Here is a 16,345-nt window from a genome sequence, read left to right on the forward strand (position 1 = left end):
CGCCTGGTGCGGCGCAGCGCGGCGGTCGTGGAAGCATGGGCCCATGCCCCGCGCCAGCCTGGACAAGAAGCCCGCCGAGGTCGCGTCGATGTTCGACGGCATCGCCCGCCGCTACGACCTGACCAACGACATCCTGTCGCTCGGCCAGGACCGGGCCTGGCGCCGGGCCACCGTGCGCGCGCTGGGTGCGCTGCCCGGCGAGAAGGTGCTCGACCTCGCTGCCGGGACGGGCACCTCGTCCGAGCCCTTCGCGGACGACGGCGTGCGCGTCGTGCCGTGCGACTTCTCGTTCGGGATGCTCCAGGTCGGCAAGGAGCGTCGGCCCGACCTGCCGTTCGTCGCGGGGGACGCGACGCACCTGCCCTTCGCCGACGGGACGTTCGACGCCGTGACGATCTCGTTCGGGCTGCGCAACGTCGTCGACACCGAGGGTGCGCTGCGCGAGATGCTGCGCGTCGTGCGGCCTGGCGGCCGTGTCGTGATCTGCGAGTTCTCGACGCCGACGTGGGAGCCGTTCCGCGTGCTCTACCAGGAGTACCTCGTGCAGGCGCTGCCGCGGATCGCCGCCGCGGTGACGCGCGAGGGCGGCTCGTACGAGTACCTCGCGGAGTCCATCGCGGCGTGGCCGGACCAGCGAGGTCTCGGCCGCCTGCTGCTGCGTGCCGGCTGGGAGAGCGTGGCCTACCGGAACCTGTCGGGCGGCGTCGTCGCGCTGCACCGCGGCACGCGCCCCGCCGCATAGGGACCGCGACGGCGACCCTTGCGGCCGACACCGTGGCTGCCCTCAGAGGGTGCCTCGCCACGTCACCGCCAGGCGCGCGGAGCATCCTCGACGCTCGATCCGGGCGCCGACTCGGTGCGGACGCTCATCGGACCGCCTTCGACATGTCGGGTGCCGGTCCCCAGGTGCGGGAGTCGGGGTCCCAGGTGTGGCTGTCGGGGACGTCGCCCGCGTAGACCGGGTCGAGAAATCGGACGATCATCGACATCTGGTCGTCGAGGATCACCTCAGATCGTGCGACAAGATCGTTCTTCGTACGCCAGGCCGCCCATTTGCCCTGTCCGACGAGGCCGTACCCCGCGACGCTCGGGGCCAGGGGCCGGAGCTCTTCTTCTCGATGTGCAGCGACCGCCAGCGCCGCGTGCCGGAGATCCCCCGCCGCAAAGGCATGGGCTCGTGCCAGATTGACGACGTCGACGTAGTCGCGCCAGCGTGTGCTGGTCGTCCCACGTTGGAGGATGGTCACGGTCTTCTCGGCGATCACGGTCGGCATCGGATGGCCCATGATCGTCACGTCGCCGCCGAGGAGGCCGGGGACCACGACGCGCTGGGGTGCCGGCCAGACAGGGTCACCGGTGGACACGTCGAGCTGGACGCGAAGGGGCGAACGTCCGAGACGTGCGGTGCACAGGGCACGGAGTCCTTCGTACTCGTCGTCCTCGCGGATGACCTCGACCCGAGGGTCGGCCTCGTCGAAGACCAACCCGTCAGCAGCGTCTACCGCAGCGATCGCCTGAACCACCTCGACCAGGCGAGCGGGGGAGAGCTCGATCGCCGTGGCCTGGAGGTCGATGTCCCGGGTCACACGTCGTTGGTCGAACGCTGCGAGCAGCACGCCACCCTTGAGGACGAACGCGTCGGCGTACTCGGTACGCGTGAGCCGGTCGAGTGTTCTCTCCAGCGCGTAGAGGACCAGGAGCTCTCCGAGGTTCCGACCGCGACGGCGGGACTCTGCGCGCAGAGCGCGTAGCACCTCCTGGTCGGTTGTCATGCGAGGATGCTCAAGGCGTTCCTGAGGGCCGTCTCGGTACGGGGAAGCTGCTGCGCCACCTCAAGGAGGCGTGCCGGCGTGTGGCCGCGCCCGCGCAACCACTGCTTCGTCGCAGCGACCGCCTCGTCGCGCCGGTGGGGGAGCCGGAACAGGTCGGCGATCGTCCGCTCCGGGGAGTAGACCCAGATCGCGAGGACAGGCTCGTCGGGCAGAGGGTGCGACTCTCGCCCCACGGCATAGGTCGCGGCATCGAACCGGTGGAACGTCACGCTCGTATGGAGGACCGGGGGCCGCGCACCTCGCGCGACGGCGAGGTCGTACGTCCTGGGGATCTCGTCGGTGAGGCCGTGCCATGCCAGCGCGCTGGTGAGGCACAACGTCGCCTTGGGTGCGCGTGCCGCGATCTCCACGAGGTCCGTGTCGACGACCGGCAGGTCGAGGGATCGGTACAGGCCGTGCCCGATGCGCTCGTACTTCGTCGGGTCGGTGAGAACTTGATGGGCCTTGCCGCTGCTCAGGCGACGACCGGCGACCTCGGCCCAGCGAACCACGGGACGTCCTTCGACCGGCCCGTCACGACTGCTCGAACTGCTCACCTGGACGCCTCCTGTCCCTACTGGATGAATCAAACGTACACAGGTAACGGTACCTGTGCACAGATGCTTCATCAACGGCAGGCGGTTCCACGTCCTTGACGTCGACACGGACAAGGTCCTCTTGAGCTCTCGAGCGTTCCATGGTGGCTGAAGCCTCGAGCGGACGGAGGTCTGCGCCCCTGTCGGTCGGTTGCCATCGCCGCTGCTCCGGTGCGAAGCCTTGCCACCGCGCTGGGGCTGCGAGACGTGTGGTCCTCGGGGAGGCGTCGGACGTCCGACTTGTTCGGCACGATGATCGTCGACGCGACGAGATCGTCCTGAAGTGGTTGCTTCGAGGCGGGTACTCCTGGGTGCCCGGTCAGACCGGCGCGAGGGGCTCGTGCGGCTCGTCCGGGAGGTGGACGACGACGTCGTCCCCCGCCGTGATCGTCCCGCCCTGCGCGACCACGGCCATGACGCCGGCCTTGCGCACGACCCCGCCCGCGCCGTCGGGCACGACGACGTGCTTGAGCAGGCCGGCCTGGAAGTCGTTGATCTGCTGGCACGGGTTGCGCAGCCCGGTGACCTCGAGCACGACGTCCGGCCCGATGGCGAGCCGTGTGCCGCGGGGCAGCGCGAGGAGGTCGATCCCGCGCGTCGTGACGTTCTCCCCGAGGTCTCCCGGAGCGACGTCGAACCCCGCGCCGGCGAGCTGGTCGAACAGCTCGGCGTGGATGAGGTGCACCTGGCGCAGGTTCGGCTGCGTCGGGTCCGCCCGGACCCTGCTGCGGTGCTGGACCGTCACGCCCGCGTGCGTGTCGCCGACGACCCCGTGACCTGCGACGACACGGACCGAGGCGCTGACCTGCTTGCTGAACGCGTGGTCCGGGCTCGAGGCCACGGCCGCGACGTGCGGTGAGGTGGAGGGCACGCGGTCATCCTGCCGCACCGTGGGACCGAGGGCCCAGGAGATGCCGACGAGGGTCCCCGATGTGGCGAGGAAGGGTCACCTTGCTACACATCGCGCGGAACCAGTGACTAGAGTGACGGTGTCCATTGTGACCGACTTCACAAGGGCTGTGGGTGCATCGTGCCTGACGACGGGTGACGGTGAGGTGCGCGAGCACCGGTGGTCCGACGAGCGGCGAAGAGGTGAGGACGTGGGCGCAGGACGCGACGACGCCGACGTCATCGTCGTGGGCGCGGGTCCCGCCGGCTCGACGGCGGCCCACTACTGCGCCGCCGCGGGCCTGAACGTCCTGCTGCTGGAGAAGTCCGCGTTCCCGCGCGACAAGATCTGCGGCGACGGCCTCACCCCGCGCGCCGTGGCCGAGCTGGTGCGCATGGGCGTCCCGACGCGCGCCGAGGACGGCTGGATCCGCAACGAGGGCCTGCGCGTCGTCGCGAGCGGCCGGTCGTGGGAGCTGGCGTGGCCCGACCTCGCGTCCTACCCGAGCTACGGCATGGCCCGCGCACGGCACTCGTTCGACCGCACGCTCGCCGAGCACGCGCAGCGCACCGGCGCCAAGCTCCTGGAGCGCACGGCGGTGACCGGTCCGCTGCTCGACGAGCGCACCGGCCGCGTCGTCGGTGTCACGGCCCGTCCTGTGGACGACAAGGGCCGCCGCGCGGGCGACGAGGTCACGTACCGCGCGCCCGTCGTCATCGCCGCCGACGGCGTCTCGTCGCGGTTCGCGCTCGCGCTCGGCCTGAGCCGTCGCGAGGACCGGCCCATCGGCGTCGCCGTCCGCACGTACTTCCGCACGCCCCGTCATGACGACGCGTGGATGGAGTCCCACCTCGAGCTCTGGGAGGGCGCGCCGAACGAGTCCGCGCTGCTGCCCGGCTACGGGTGGATCTTCGCGCTCGGCGACGGCACCGCGAACATCGGTCTCGGGTCGGTGAGCTCGTCGCCGGCGAAGCAGTCCGCGGCGAACGTCGACTACAAGGACCTGTTCGCCACGTGGATGCGCAACGCGCCCGCCGAGTGGGAGCTCACCGAGGAGAACCAGATCGGCCCGGTGCGCGGCGCGGCGCTCCCCATGGGCTTCAACCGCACGCCGCTGTACACGCGCGGCGTGCTGCTCGTCGGCGACTCGGGCGGCATGGTGAGCCCGTTCAACGGCGAGGGCATCGCCTACGCGATGCAGGCCGCGCGCACGGCGGCGGACGTTGTGGCGCAGTCCCGGGCACGGGCCACGGACGCGGGGCGCGAGCGCGCGCTCCAGACGTACCCGAAGGTCATGCGCCGCGAGCTCGGCGGCTACTACACGCTCGGCCGGTATTTCGTGAAGCTCATCGAGCACCCCGAAATCATGCGGATCTGCACCCGTTACGGGCTGCCGCGCCCGGTCGTCATGCGGTTCGTCCTCAAGCTGCTGTCCGACTGCTACGAGCCCCGCGGCGGCGACTGGGTCGACCGCGTCATCGCGGGGCTGACGAGGGTGGTGCCATCGTCATGAGACCACGAGGTGGGCCGCCAGACGATCCGGCAGAGGCGCCGGCGCTCGCACCACCACCTGACCTCCACCCCGGACGGCGTCGTCCGGGGACCACGAGCCACCACGCGAGGAGTCGACGATGACCAACCCGTACGTGCCGCTCCTCGTCCTCATGGGCGTGGCCGCAGTGCTCGCCCTCGGCGGCGTCGGCGCGAGCGCCGTGATCGGTCCGAAGCGTTACAACCGCGCCAAGGTGGACGCGTACGAGTGCGGCATCGAGCCCACGCCCCACGCCGTCGGCGGCGGGCGCTTCCCGATCAAGTACTACCTCGTCGCGATGACCTTCATCGTCTTCGACATCGAGGTCGTCTTCCTCTACCCGTGGGCCGTCGACTTCGCGACGCTCGCGACGTTCGGCCTCGTCGCGATGCTGGCGTTCCTCGCGCTCATCACCGTCCCGTTCGTCTACGAGTGGCGTCGCGGGGGCCTCGAGTGGGACTGACACCGATCATCTGCACCTGTCCGCGGCACGAGCCGCACGCGCGACCGACGATGGGCTAGGAGAACAACCATGGGGATCGAGGAAGCTCCTTCAGGCTTCTTGCTCACGACCATCGAGGACCTCGCCGGGTACTTCCGCAAGGCCTCGCTGTGGCCCGTGACGTTCGGGCTCGCGTGCTGCGCGATCGAGATGATGGCCGCGGGCGCGTCGCGCTTCGACCTGTCGCGCTTCGGCATGGAGGTCTTCCGAGCGTCGCCGCGCCAGGCGGACCTCATGATCGTCGCCGGCCGAGTGAGCCAGAAGATGGCGCCCGTCGTGCGCCAGGTCTACGACCAGATGAGCGAGCCCAAGTGGGTTCTGTCGATGGGCGTGTGCGCGTCGAGCGGCGGGATGTTCAACAACTACGCGATCGTGCAGGGCGTCGACCACGTCGTCCCGGTCGACATCTATCTCCCGGGGTGCCCGCCGCGGCCCGAGATGCTCATCAACGCGATCCTCGCGCTGCACGAGCAGATCGGCGACGAGCCCCTGGGCGCGAACCGCAAGGAGGCGGCGCGCGCCGCGGAGGCGGCCGCGCTCGAGGCGACGCCGACCTTCCAGATGAAGGGTCTGCTCCGGTGAGCGCCGGGCCCGCAGACGGCGCCAAGCCCGTCCCGCAGCCCGAGGAGGTCCAGGGGCCGCGATCGGGCGAGCTCGTCACCGGTGCCGAGGCGCCGCGCACGCTCGACGTGGTCGAGGTGCGGTCGGGCATGTTCGGCGCGCAGGGCTCCGGCGACACGTCCGGCTACGGCGGTCTCGTGCAGCCCGTCGCGATGCCGGGCGCGACCCCGCGGCCGTACGGCGGCTGGTTCGACGACGCCGTGGACGTCCTCGCGCAGGTCCTCGCCGAGGGCGGCACGTCGATCAACGACGCAGTCGAGTACGTGAGCGTCGACCCGCCGGGACGGCACGGCGAGCTGACGCTCCACGTGCACCGCGACCACCTCGTGGAGGTGTGCCGTGCGCTGCGCGACGACCAGGACCTGCGGTTCGAGCTGAGCCTCGGCGTGAGCGGCGTGCACTTCCCGCACGACGTCGGCCGCGAGCTCCACGCGGTCTACCACCTGACGTCGATCACGCACGGCCGACGCCTCCGCCTCGAGGTCGCCGTGCCCGACGCCGACCCGCACGTCCCGTCGACCACGTCGGTGTACCCGACGAACGACTGGCACGAGCGCGAGACGTGGGACTTCTTCGGCATCGTCTTCGACGGGCACCCGGCGCTCGCGCGCATCGAGATGCCCGACGACTGGCCCGGCCACCCCCAGCGCAAGGACTACCCGCTCGGCGGGATCCCGGTCGAGTACAAGGGCGCGACCGTCCCCCCGCCGGACACGAGGAGGTCGTACTCGTGAGCACGCACACCACCGGGGCGTCGCAGTCCGCCCCGCACTCCACGCGCCCGCCCGTGGGCGACTTCGAGCAGGGCGTCCCGAGCTTCGAGGCGTCGGGCGGCGACTGGGCGGAGATCGCGGAGAGCGCGGTCGCCGCGGCGGCGCTCGGCGAGGAGCGCATCGTCGTCAACATGGGCCCGCAGCACCCGTCGACGCACGGCGTGCTGCGCCTGATGCTCGAGATCGACGGCGAGACCGTCACCGAGGCGCGCTGCGGCATCGGCTACCTGCACACGGGCATCGAGAAGAACATGGAGTACCGGACGTGGACGCAGGGCGTCACGTTCTGCACGCGCATGGACTACCTCGCGCCGTTCTTCCAGGAGACGGCGTACTGCCTCGCGGTCGAGAAGCTCCTCGGCATCACGGACGACGTGCCCGAGCGGGCCAGCGTGATCCGCGTGCTCGTCATGGAGCTCAACCGCATCGCGTCGCACCTCGTGTGCCTCGGGACCGGCGGCAACGAGATGGGCGCCACGACGGTCATGACCGTCGGCTTCACGGCGCGCGAGGAGATCCTCAAGATCTTCGAGGCGATCACGGGCCTGCGCATGAACCACGCGTACGTGCGCCCCGGCGGCGTCGCCCAGGACGTGCCGACCGACATCGTGGACCAGGTCCGCGAGGCGGAGCCCCTGATCCGGCGCTACCTCGGCCAGCTCGGCGACCTCATGCTCGCGAACCCGATCTTCAAGGGCCGACTCGTCGGCGTCGGGCACCTCAACCTCGCCGGCTGCATGGCCCTCGGCATCACGGGCCCGGTCCTGCGGTCGACGGGCCTGCCGTACGACGTGCGCAAGACAGACCCCTACTGCGGCTACGAGACGTACGACTTCGACGTCCCGACGTCGCAGGGCGCGGACTGCTACGACCGCGTCGTGCTGCGGATCGAGGAGTGCTACCAGTCGCTGCGCATCGTCGAGCAGTGCCTCGAGCGCCTGGAGGCGACGGCGGGTCAGCCCGTGATGGTCGGCGACCGCAAGATCGCGTGGCCGGCGCAGCTCGCGATCGGGTCCGACGGCCAGGGCAACTCGCTCGAGCACATCAAGGAGATCATGGGCACCTCGATGGAGGCCCTGATCCACCACTTCAAGCTGGTCACGGAGGGCTTCCGGGTCCCGGTGGGCCAGGCGTGGCAGACCGTGGAGCACCCGCGCGGAGAGCTCGGCGTGCACCTCGTGTCCGACGGCGGGACGCGCCCCTACCGCGCGCACTTCCGCGACCCGTCGTTCAACAACCTCCAGGCCGTGGCCGCGATGTGCGAGGGCGGCCAGGTCGCCGACGTCGTCGTCGCCGTCGCGTCCCTGGACCCGGTGCTGGGAGGGGTGGACCGATGACGATCGACGCTGGACCCGCCACGAACGGGTCGCCCGGGGGCGGTCGCCGCTCGCGCCCGGGCTACGACTCCGAGACGCACGCGCGCCTCGCGTCCGACGCCGCGCAGATCGTGGCGCGCTACCCGCAGGCACGATCGGCGCTTCTGCCGATGCTGCACCTCGTGCAGGCCGAGGACGGCTACGTCTCGCGCGACGGGATCCTGTTCTGCGCCGAGCAGCTCGACCTCACGGCCGCCGAGGTCTCCGCCGTCGCGACGTTCTACACCCAGTACAAGCGCCACCCCAACGGCACCTACACGGTGGGCGTCTGCACCAACACGCTGTGCGCGATCATGGGCGGCGACGCGATCTTCGACGAGCTCTCCGAGCACCTCGGCGTCGGCCACGACGAGACGACCGACGACGGTGCGATCACCCTCGAGCGCGTCGAGTGCAACGCCGCCTGCGACTACGCGCCGGTCATGATGGTCAACTGGGAGTTCTTCGACAACCAGACCCCGCAGACCGCGACGGACGTCGTCGACCGCCTCCGCGCGGGCGAGCAGGTCGCGCCGACCCGCGGCGCGGCGAGCGTCTGCTCCTTCAAGCAGATGAGCCGCGTCCTCGCGGGCTTCTCCGACGGCCGCGCCGACGAAGGCGTCGGCGCCGGCGGGCCCACGCTCGTGGGCCTGCGCCTCGCCCGCGAGAACGGCTGGACCGCTCCCGAGCCCGACGACAGCGGTACTACCTCGGCAGGAGAGCCGAGCCCCGACGCCGCCTCCCCCGCCGGGGGCACGACCCCCGAGCCGGGCGAGGAGCAGTCCAGCGCCGAGCGCGAACCGACGACCGACGCCGACGTCGACCCGGGCGGAAAGCCCGGCACGCCCGAGGCGAAGCCCGACGCGTCGAAGGGAACGGACGCATGAGCCAGGAGCAGAGCGGCGCACGGCGACCGAGGACCGACCCGCTGACCCCGGTCCTGTCGGACACGTGGGACGCGGACCGGTCGTGGACGCTGGCGTCGTACACCGACCGCGGCGGCTACGACGGCCTGCGGGCGGCGCTGGCGCAGGAACCCGCCGCGATCGTCGAGACCGTCAAGGCCTCCGGTCTGCGGGGACGCGGGGGAGCGGGGTTCCCGACGGGGATGAAGTGGGGCTTCCTGCCCGCGCCCGACGGCGGTCCGCGCTACCTCGTCGTCAACGCCGACGAGTCGGAGCCGGGGACGTGCAAGGACATCCCGCTCATGATGGCGAGCCCGCAGGCGCTCGTGGAGGGCGTGGCGATCACGTCGTACGCGATCGGCTGCGACCACGCGTTCATCTACGTGCGCGGCGAGGTGCTGCACGTGTACCGGCGTCTGCTGCGCGCGGTCGAGGAGGCGTACGAGGCCGGGTTCCTCGGCAAGGACGTCCTCGGGTCGGGCTTCGACCTCGACGTCACGGTCCACGCGGGTGCGGGCGCGTACATCTGCGGCGAGGAGACGGCGCTGCTCGACTCGCTCGAGGGCCTGCGCGGGCAGCCGCGGCTCAAGCCGCCGTTCCCGGCGGTCGCGGGCCTGTACGCGCGCCCGACCGTCGTGAACAACGTGGAGTCGATCGCGAGCGTGCCGTCGATCGTGGCGCGCGGTGCGGACTGGTTCACGTCGATGGGCACGGAGCGCTCGGCGGGGTACGGGCTGTTCTCGCTGTCGGGCCACGTGACGCGGCCGGGCCAGTACGAGGCGCCGCTGGGCATCACGCTGCGCGAGCTGCTCGACATGGCCGGCGGGATCCGCGGCGGCAAGGCGCTGAAGTTCTGGACGCCGGGCGGGTCCTCGACGCCGCTCTTCACGGACGCGCACCTCGACACCCCGCTCGACTACGAGTCGGTCGCGAAGGCCGGCTCCATGCTCGGGACGCGCGCGCTGCAGCTCTTCGACGAGACGACGTGCGTCGTGCGGGCGGTGAGCCGGTGGACGGACTTCTACGCGCACGAGTCGTGCGGCAAGTGCACGCCCTGCCGCGAGGGGACGTACTGGATGAAGCAGGTCCTGGCCCGCATCGAGGCGGGCCAGGGCACACCGGGTGACCTCGACCTGCTGCTCGACACGTGCGACAACATCCTCGGCCGGGCGTTCTGCGCCCTGGGCGACGGCGCGACGTCGCCCGTGACGAGCAGCATCGAGCTCTTCCGCGACGAGTACGAGGCGCACATCACGGGCCACGCGTGCCCGTTCGACCCGTCCGCCGCGGCGCTCTTCGACTACACGCCCCGACCGGCCGCCGCGCGCGCCCTGACGGCAGGAGTGCACTGATGACGACGACCACCCCGGCGACCTCCGGCGCCGGAAAGGCCCAGCCGGCGGTGCCGTCACAGCCGGCGCGGCCCGCGCTGCCGGCGCCGCCCGCGGACCAGGTGTCGTTCACGATCGACGACATCGAGATGGCCGTGCCGAAGGGCACGCTCGTCATCCGCGCGGCGGAGCAGATCGGCATCCAGATCCCGCGGTTCTGCGACCACCCGCTCCTGGCCCCGGCCGGCGCATGCCGCCAGTGCCTCGTCGAGGTCGCGACGCCGGACCGCGAGGGCAACCTGCGGCCCATGCCGAAGCCGCAGGCGTCGTGCACGCTCGAGGTCACGCCGGGCATGGTCGTGAAGACGCAGCGCACGAGCCCCGTCGCCGACAAGGCGCAGCACGGGATCATGGAGATGCTGCTCATCAACCACCCGCTCGACTGCCCGGTGTGCGACAAGGGCGGCGAGTGCCCCCTGCAGAACCAGGCGATGAGCAACGGGCGCGCGACGAGCCGGTTCGTGGACGTCAAGCGCACGTTCCCCAAGCCGATCTCGGTGTCGACGACGATCCTGCTCGACCGCGAGCGCTGCGTCCTGTGCCAGCGGTGCACGCGCTTCTCGAAGGAGATCGCGGGCGACGCGTTCATCGACCTGCAGAAGCGCGGGGCCGCGCAGCAGATCGGCCGGTTCGACGAGGCGGTCCTGGACTTCGCGCCGCCCGCGGGCGAGGCGCCGGGGGACCGCCCCGTCGGGCTCGCGCTCGAGGACGAGTCGGGCCAGCCGTTCGCGTCGTACTTCTCGGGCAACACCGTGCAGATCTGCCCGGTCGGCGCGCTCACGGGTTCCGCGTACCGGTTCCGCTCGCGCCCGTTCGACCTGGTCTCGGCCCCGTCGGTCGGCGAGCACGACGCGTGCGGCAGCGCGATCCGCGTGGACCACCGCCGCGGCGTCGTGCTGCGACGCCTCGCGGGCGACGACCCGCTGGTCAACGAGGAGTGGATCACCGACAAGGACCGCTTCGCGTTCACGTGGCAGTCCGCGCCCGACCGTCTGACGCACCCGCTCGTGCGCGACCGCGAGGTCGCGCCCGACGGCACCGTGACGCGTGGTGACCTGCGGCCGGCGTCGTGGGCCGAGGCGCTCGAGCTCGCGGCACAGGCGCTCGTGGCGGCGCGCGACGCGGGCGGCGTCGGGGTCCTGCCCGGTGGCCGCCTCACGGTCGAGGACGCGTACGCGTACGCGAAGCTCGCCCGCGTGCTGCTCCGGACGAACGACGTCGACCACCGCGCCCGCGCGCACAGCGCCGAGGAGGCCGACTTCCTCGCGCACGCGGTCGCCGGTCACGGGATCGGCGTGACCTTCACCGAGCTGGAGAAGGCCCCCGCGGTCCTCCTCGTCGGCCTCGAGGCCGAGGAGGAGGCCGGCGTCACGTTCCTGCGGCTGCGCAAGGGCGCGGTCCAGCACGGCGTGCGCGTGTTCTCGCTCGCGCCCTACGCGTCGCGGGGCCTCGAGCGCATGCACGGGACGCTGCTCCCGGCCGCGCCGGGCACGGAGGCCGAGTGGCTCGACGGCCTCGCCGCGGGTGACCGGGTCCGCACGCTCGACGAGGCGGCCGGTACGGAGGACGCGCTCGCCGAGGCGAGCGACGCGCTGCGCACGCCCGGGGCCGTGATCCTCGTGGGGGAGCGTCTCGCCGCGACCCCCGGCGGCTACAGCGCCGTCCTGCGGGCCGCCGCCGCCACGGGGGCCCGGCTCGCCTGGGTGCCGCGCCGTGCGGGCGAGCGCGGCGGTGTCGAGGTCGGCACGCTGCCGAACCTCCTGCCCGGCGCACGGCCTGTCGCCGACGCGGGCGCCCGGGCGGACGTCGCGTCCCTCTGGGGCGTCGACGCCGCGGACCTGCCCGCAGCGCCCGGCCGCGACGTCACGGAGATGCTCGACGCGCTGTCGGTCGGACAGCTCTCGGGCGTGCTCGTCGGCGGGCTCGAGCTCGCCGACCTGCCCGACCCCGCGCACGCGCGCCGTGCGCTCGAGGCGGCCGACGTCGTCGTGAGCCTCGAGGTGCGCCGCTCGGCCGTCACGGAGCTGGCCGACGTGGTCCTGCCGGTCGCGCCGCCCGTCGAGCGGTCCGGGTCGTTCTGGAGCTGGGAAGGCCGGCTGCGGCCGTTCCCCGCGGCGCTCGCGTCGACCGCGATGACGGACCACCGCGTGCTCGACGCCCTCGCCGACGCCGCGGGCGTCCACCTCGGTCTTGCGACGGCGGACGCGGCGCGGGCCGAGCTCGGCCGGCTCGCCGCCTGGGACGGCGAGCGCGTCGCCGCCCCGGACGTCCCCGCGGCCGAGCCGCCCGCCGTCGCGCCCAGCACCGCGGTGCTCGCGAGCTGGCGGCTGCTGCTCGACGACGGGCGCGGCCAGGACGGGGAGCGCTACCTCGCCGGGACCGCGAAGCGGCCCGTCGCCCGGATGTCCGCGACGACCGCCGCGGCCGTCGACGTGTTCGACGGCGAGCTCGTCCGGGTCGGCACCGACCGCGGGGCGATCACGCTGCCGGTCGTCGTGACGGACATGGTCGACCACGTCGTGTGGGTCCCGCTGCGGTCCGCGGGGTCGCAGGTGCACGCGACGCTCGGCGCCGTGCCGGGCGACGTCGTGACGCTCGCGCCCGCCGACGTGCCAGGGCAGTCCACCTCCGCAGCGACCCCTGGCACGACACGTCGTACCGAGGGAGGGGAGCGGGCATGAGGTTCGAGACACCCGGCATCGCGGCCGACTTCTCGCAGGACAACGGCTGGACGTACCTGGTCAAGGCGGTGCTCATCATCGTCTTCCTGCTGACGAGCGTGCTGCTCGCGATCTGGTTCGAGCGCAAGGTCGTCGCGCGCATGCAGGTGCGGCCCGGCCCGAACGTGCACGGGCCGTTCGGCCTGCTGCAGTCGCTCGCGGACGCGATGAAGCTCCTGCTCAAGGAGGACATCACCGTCAAGGCCGCGGACAAGTTCGTCTACCTGCTCGCGCCGATGATCTCGGTGTTCTGCTCGCTGCTCGTGTTCGCCGTCATCCCGTTCGGGCCCGAGGTGCGCGTGCCGTTCACGGACTTCGTGACGCCCGCGCAGCTCACCGACTTCCCCGTCGCGGTGCTGTACATCCTCGCGTGCGCCGCGCTCGGCGTGTACGGGATCGTGCTCGGTGGCTGGTCGTCGGGCTCGACGTACCCGCTGCTCGGCTCGGTGCGCTCGACGGCGCAGGTCATCAGCTACGAGCTCGCGATGGGCCTGTCGCTCGTGTCGGTGTTCATCATGGCGGGGTCGATGTCGACGTCGCAGATCGTCGACTCCCAGACCCCGCTGTGGTGGTTCCTCCCGCTCCTGCCGGCGTTCGTCATCTACGTCATCTCGATGATCGGCGAGACGAACCGGCTCCCGTTCGACCTCCCCGAGGCCGAGGGCGAGCTCGTGTCGGGCTACATGACCGAGTACTCGTCGATGAAGTTCGCGTGGTTCTTCCTCGCGGAGTACATCAACATGATCAACGTCTCGGCGATCGCGACGACGCTGTTCTTCGGCGGGTGGCGCGCGCCGTGGCCGCTGTCGGCGATCAACGACGGCATGTTCAACGAGGGCTGGTGGCCGATCCTCTGGTTCCTCGTGAAGATGTGGGCCTTCATGTTCGTGTTCGTGTGGGTGCGCGGCACGCTCCTGCGCCTGCGCTACGACCAGTTCATGACGTTCGGCTGGAAGGTGCTCATCCCCGTCGCGCTCGGCTGGGTCGTCCTCCTGTCCGTCGTCCAGGGCGTGCGCCAGTTCGGCGAGGTCGACACGCGCGTCGTGCTCGGCGTCGGGGTGGGCCTCGCGCTCGTGGTCGTGGCGATCACGTGGTTCTGGCCCGAGAAGAAGGCACCACCGGGACCGGCCGGGACGAGCCGGCCCGCGACGTCGGGCGCCCGCGGACCCGCCGAGCCGTTCGACGCCTTCGCGGGTGGCTTCCCCGTCCCGCCGCTCCCGGGCCAGTCCCTCCCGCCGTCCCCGCGTCGTCGGGCACTCGTGCCCGACGACGCCCGCTCGCCCGCCGGCACGGCGTCCGGGACCGGCACGCCCCACGACAAGGAGGTCGACCGTGGCTGACGACCAGCAGCAGTCCGCAGCGCCGGGGGAGTACCAGCCCCTGCGGCCGCAGGCCTCCGGCCTGCGCGAGGCGCTCGCGCCCGTCGCGGGCTTCGGCGTGACGTTCTCGTCGATGTTCCGGCCGACGGTCACCGAGCAGTACCCGCGGAAGAAGCACGCGCCGAAGCCGCGCTACCACGGGCGGCACCAGCTCAACCGCTACGCCGACGGCCTGGAGAAGTGCATCGGCTGCGAGCTGTGCGCGTGGGCGTGCCCTGCCGACGCGATCTACGTCGAGGGTGCCGACAACGCGGACCTGCCCGAGGGCGAGCACATGTCGCCCGGCGAGCGGTACGGGCGCGTCTACCAGATCAACTACCTGCGCTGCATCTTCTGCGGGCTCTGCATCGAGGCGTGCCCCACGCGCGCCCTGACGATGACGAACGAGTACGAGCTCGCCGGCCCCACGCGCGAGGGGATGATCTGGGAGAAGGAGGACCTCCTCGCGCCGCTGGAGCAGGGGATGCTCGCCGCACCGCACCCGATGGTCCCGGGCACGAGCGACACGGAGTACTACCGCGGGGAGGTGAGCGGCCCGGTGGCCGAGCAGGTGGCGTGGGTGCGCGAGCACCGTCCGGACGACCCGACGCTCCCGCCCGAGCCGCCCGGCCCGACGCCTGAGGTGCGCCGCGTCGAGCACGCCGACCGTCACCGGAAGGCGGCCCGATGACCGCGAGCGCGGGCGAGGCGGCCCTCTTCTGGGTCCTCGCCCCCCTCATGGTCCTGGCAGCCCTCTCGCTGCTGTTCGCGCGCAAGGCGGTCCACGCGGCGATCGCGGTCATGTTCGTCATGGTCGACCTGGCGATCCTCTACATCGCCCAGGAGGCGTCGTTCCTCGGGGTCGTGCAGGTCGTCGTCTACACGGGCGCCGTGATGATGCTGTTCCTCTTCGTCCTCATGCTCGTGGGCGTCGACGCCTCCGACTCGCTCGTCGAGACGATCAGGGGGCAGCGCTGGATCGGCGTGCTCCTGGGGCTCGGGCTGGGCGTCGTGCTCGTGGGCGTCGTCACGCAGGCGACGTTCCCGCCCGCCGTCGGGCTCGCGGCGGCCAACGAGGCGACGAACCCCGTGGCCCTGGCCCGCGTCCTGTTCGCCGACTACGTCTTCGCGATGGAGGTCGTCGGCATCCTGCTGGTCACGGCCGCCGTCTCGGCCCTCGTGCTCACGCACCGCCGCCGGCTCGTGGCGAAGGTGGGCCAGCGCGAGCAGGCCGACGCCAAGGTCGCCGCGCTCCCCGCGGGCGGTCGCCTCACGCCGCTCGCCGCGCCGGGCGTCTACGCGCAGAACAACGCGATGGACACGCCCGCGCTCGACGCCGCCGGGCGCCCGATCGAGGAGTCGGTCTCGCGCATCCTGCGCATCCGCGGCCAGGAGCGCTCGGCGGGGACGATCCTCGCCGCCGAGCGCGAGGTGCTCGTGGAGCACGAGCCGCAGCGGGCGCTCCCCGCGCTGCGCGCGGGCGACGCGAACGAGCGGAGCGTCCAGGCGGAGCCCGCGGACGCACCACCCGCCGGCGACGTGTCGGGACCCGACGACCCGGGCCGGACCCGCACCCTCGGAGATGAGGCCTGATGGAGATCACGAACTACCTCGTGCTCGCGACGATCCTGTTCACGATCGGCGCCACGACGGTGCTCCTGCGGCGCAACGCGATCATCGTGTTCATGGGCATCGAGCTCATGCTCAACGCGACGAACCTCGCGCTCGTGACCTTCGCACGCATCCACGGCGACGTCACGGGCCAGGTGCTCGCGTTCTTCGTCATGGTCGTCGCGGCGGCCGAGGTCGTCGTGGGCCTCGCGATCATCGTGTCCATCTTCCGCACGCGTCGGTCCGCCTCGGTCGACGACGTCAACCTGCTGAAGAGCTGAG

16 protein-coding genes are annotated in these 16,345 nt (G+C 72.0%); 13 read left to right on the forward strand and 3 right to left on the reverse strand.

The window, feature by feature from the left end:
- Positions 1 to 43: 43 nt before the first annotated feature.
- Positions 44 to 742, forward strand: a complete 699-nt coding sequence (locus tag NFS20_RS19520) for a demethylmenaquinone methyltransferase (RefSeq protein ID WP_251153469.1) — start codon at positions 44 to 46, stop codon at positions 740 to 742.
- Positions 743 to 866: 124 nt separating this feature from the next.
- Here NFS20_RS19520 and NFS20_RS19525 read toward each other — a convergent pair whose 3' ends face one another.
- The 3 genes from NFS20_RS19525 to NFS20_RS19535 form a co-directional block, all read right to left on the reverse strand.
- Entirely contained in the window at positions 867 to 1,772 is a 906-nt protein-coding gene (locus tag NFS20_RS19525) for a nucleotidyl transferase AbiEii/AbiGii toxin family protein (RefSeq protein ID WP_251153470.1), read from the reverse strand.
- Positions 1,769 to 2,323 (reverse strand): type IV toxin-antitoxin system AbiEi family antitoxin domain-containing protein, encoded by a 555-nt coding sequence (locus tag NFS20_RS19530; protein ID WP_251153471.1) that lies wholly within the window; start codon positions 2,321 to 2,323, stop codon positions 1,769 to 1,771. The genes NFS20_RS19525 and NFS20_RS19530 overlap by 4 nt, the downstream gene beginning before the upstream one ends.
- Before the next feature lie 403 nt (positions 2,324 to 2,726).
- Positions 2,727 to 3,278, reverse strand: a complete 552-nt coding sequence (locus NFS20_RS19535; protein ID WP_251153472.1) for an MOSC domain-containing protein — start codon at positions 3,276 to 3,278, stop codon at positions 2,727 to 2,729.
- Between the two features lie 229 nt (positions 3,279 to 3,507).
- Between NFS20_RS19535 and NFS20_RS19540 the strand changes: the two genes are divergently transcribed.
- The 12 genes from NFS20_RS19540 to nuoK all read left to right on the forward strand — a co-directional run bounded on the left by NFS20_RS19540 (position 3,508) and on the right by nuoK (position 16,344).
- Positions 3,508 to 4,809, forward strand: coding sequence for a geranylgeranyl reductase family protein (locus NFS20_RS19540; RefSeq protein WP_251153473.1), 1,302 nt, complete (start codon positions 3,508 to 3,510; stop codon positions 4,807 to 4,809).
- A gap of 118 nt (positions 4,810 to 4,927) precedes the next feature.
- On the forward strand, positions 4,928 to 5,290 hold the full coding sequence (locus NFS20_RS19545; protein ID WP_251153474.1) for an NADH-quinone oxidoreductase subunit A: 363 nt from the start codon (positions 4,928 to 4,930) through the stop codon (positions 5,288 to 5,290).
- Positions 5,291 to 5,359: 69 nt separating this feature from the next.
- Positions 5,360 to 5,911: a NuoB/complex I 20 kDa subunit family protein gene (locus tag NFS20_RS19550; RefSeq protein WP_251153475.1), complete on the forward strand. Its 552-nt coding sequence runs from the start codon at positions 5,360 to 5,362 to the stop codon at positions 5,909 to 5,911.
- On the forward strand, positions 5,908 to 6,684 hold the full coding sequence (locus NFS20_RS19555) for an NADH-quinone oxidoreductase subunit C (RefSeq protein WP_251153476.1): 777 nt from the start codon (positions 5,908 to 5,910) through the stop codon (positions 6,682 to 6,684). Before NFS20_RS19550 ends, NFS20_RS19555 begins: the two co-directional genes overlap by 4 nt.
- A gap of 53 nt (positions 6,685 to 6,737) precedes the next feature.
- The gene (locus NFS20_RS19560; RefSeq protein ID WP_251153595.1) at positions 6,738 to 8,060 is read left to right on the forward strand and encodes an NADH-quinone oxidoreductase subunit D; all 1,323 of its coding nucleotides are present in this window, start codon (positions 6,738 to 6,740) and stop codon (positions 8,058 to 8,060) included.
- Positions 8,057 to 8,965: an NADH-quinone oxidoreductase subunit NuoE gene (nuoE, locus tag NFS20_RS19565; RefSeq protein ID WP_251153477.1), complete on the forward strand. Its 909-nt coding sequence runs from the start codon at positions 8,057 to 8,059 to the stop codon at positions 8,963 to 8,965. The genes NFS20_RS19560 and nuoE overlap by 4 nt, the downstream gene beginning before the upstream one ends.
- Positions 8,962 to 10,335, forward strand: coding sequence for an NADH-quinone oxidoreductase subunit NuoF (gene nuoF / locus NFS20_RS19570; RefSeq protein ID WP_251153478.1), 1,374 nt, complete (start codon positions 8,962 to 8,964; stop codon positions 10,333 to 10,335). Before nuoE ends, nuoF begins: the two co-directional genes overlap by 4 nt.
- Entirely contained in the window at positions 10,335 to 13,055 is a 2,721-nt protein-coding gene (locus NFS20_RS19575) for an NADH-quinone oxidoreductase subunit G (RefSeq protein ID WP_251153479.1), read from the forward strand. The genes nuoF and NFS20_RS19575 overlap by 1 nt, the downstream gene beginning before the upstream one ends.
- Positions 13,052 to 14,434 carry an NADH-quinone oxidoreductase subunit NuoH gene (nuoH, locus tag NFS20_RS19580; RefSeq protein WP_251153480.1) on the forward strand — a complete coding sequence of 461 codons (1,383 nt, stop codon included), beginning with the start codon at positions 13,052 to 13,054 and terminating at the stop codon, positions 14,432 to 14,434. The genes NFS20_RS19575 and nuoH overlap by 4 nt, the downstream gene beginning before the upstream one ends.
- Entirely contained in the window at positions 14,427 to 15,143 is a 717-nt protein-coding gene (gene nuoI / locus NFS20_RS19585; protein WP_353050489.1) for an NADH-quinone oxidoreductase subunit NuoI, read from the forward strand. The genes nuoH and nuoI overlap by 8 nt, the downstream gene beginning before the upstream one ends.
- The gene (locus tag NFS20_RS19590; protein WP_251153481.1) at positions 15,140 to 16,045 is read left to right on the forward strand and encodes an NADH-quinone oxidoreductase subunit J; all 906 of its coding nucleotides are present in this window, start codon (positions 15,140 to 15,142) and stop codon (positions 16,043 to 16,045) included. The genes nuoI and NFS20_RS19590 overlap by 4 nt, the downstream gene beginning before the upstream one ends.
- Positions 16,045 to 16,344: an NADH-quinone oxidoreductase subunit NuoK gene (gene nuoK, locus NFS20_RS19595; protein WP_251153482.1), complete on the forward strand. Its 300-nt coding sequence runs from the start codon at positions 16,045 to 16,047 to the stop codon at positions 16,342 to 16,344. Before NFS20_RS19590 ends, nuoK begins: the two co-directional genes overlap by 1 nt.
- The last annotated feature ends 1 nt before the right edge of the window (position 16,345 follow it).

The sequence above is a fragment of the Cellulosimicrobium sp. Marseille-Q4280 genome (genome assembly GCF_943181405.1).
GTDB lineage: Bacteria > Actinomycetota > Actinomycetes > Actinomycetales > Cellulomonadaceae > Cellulosimicrobium.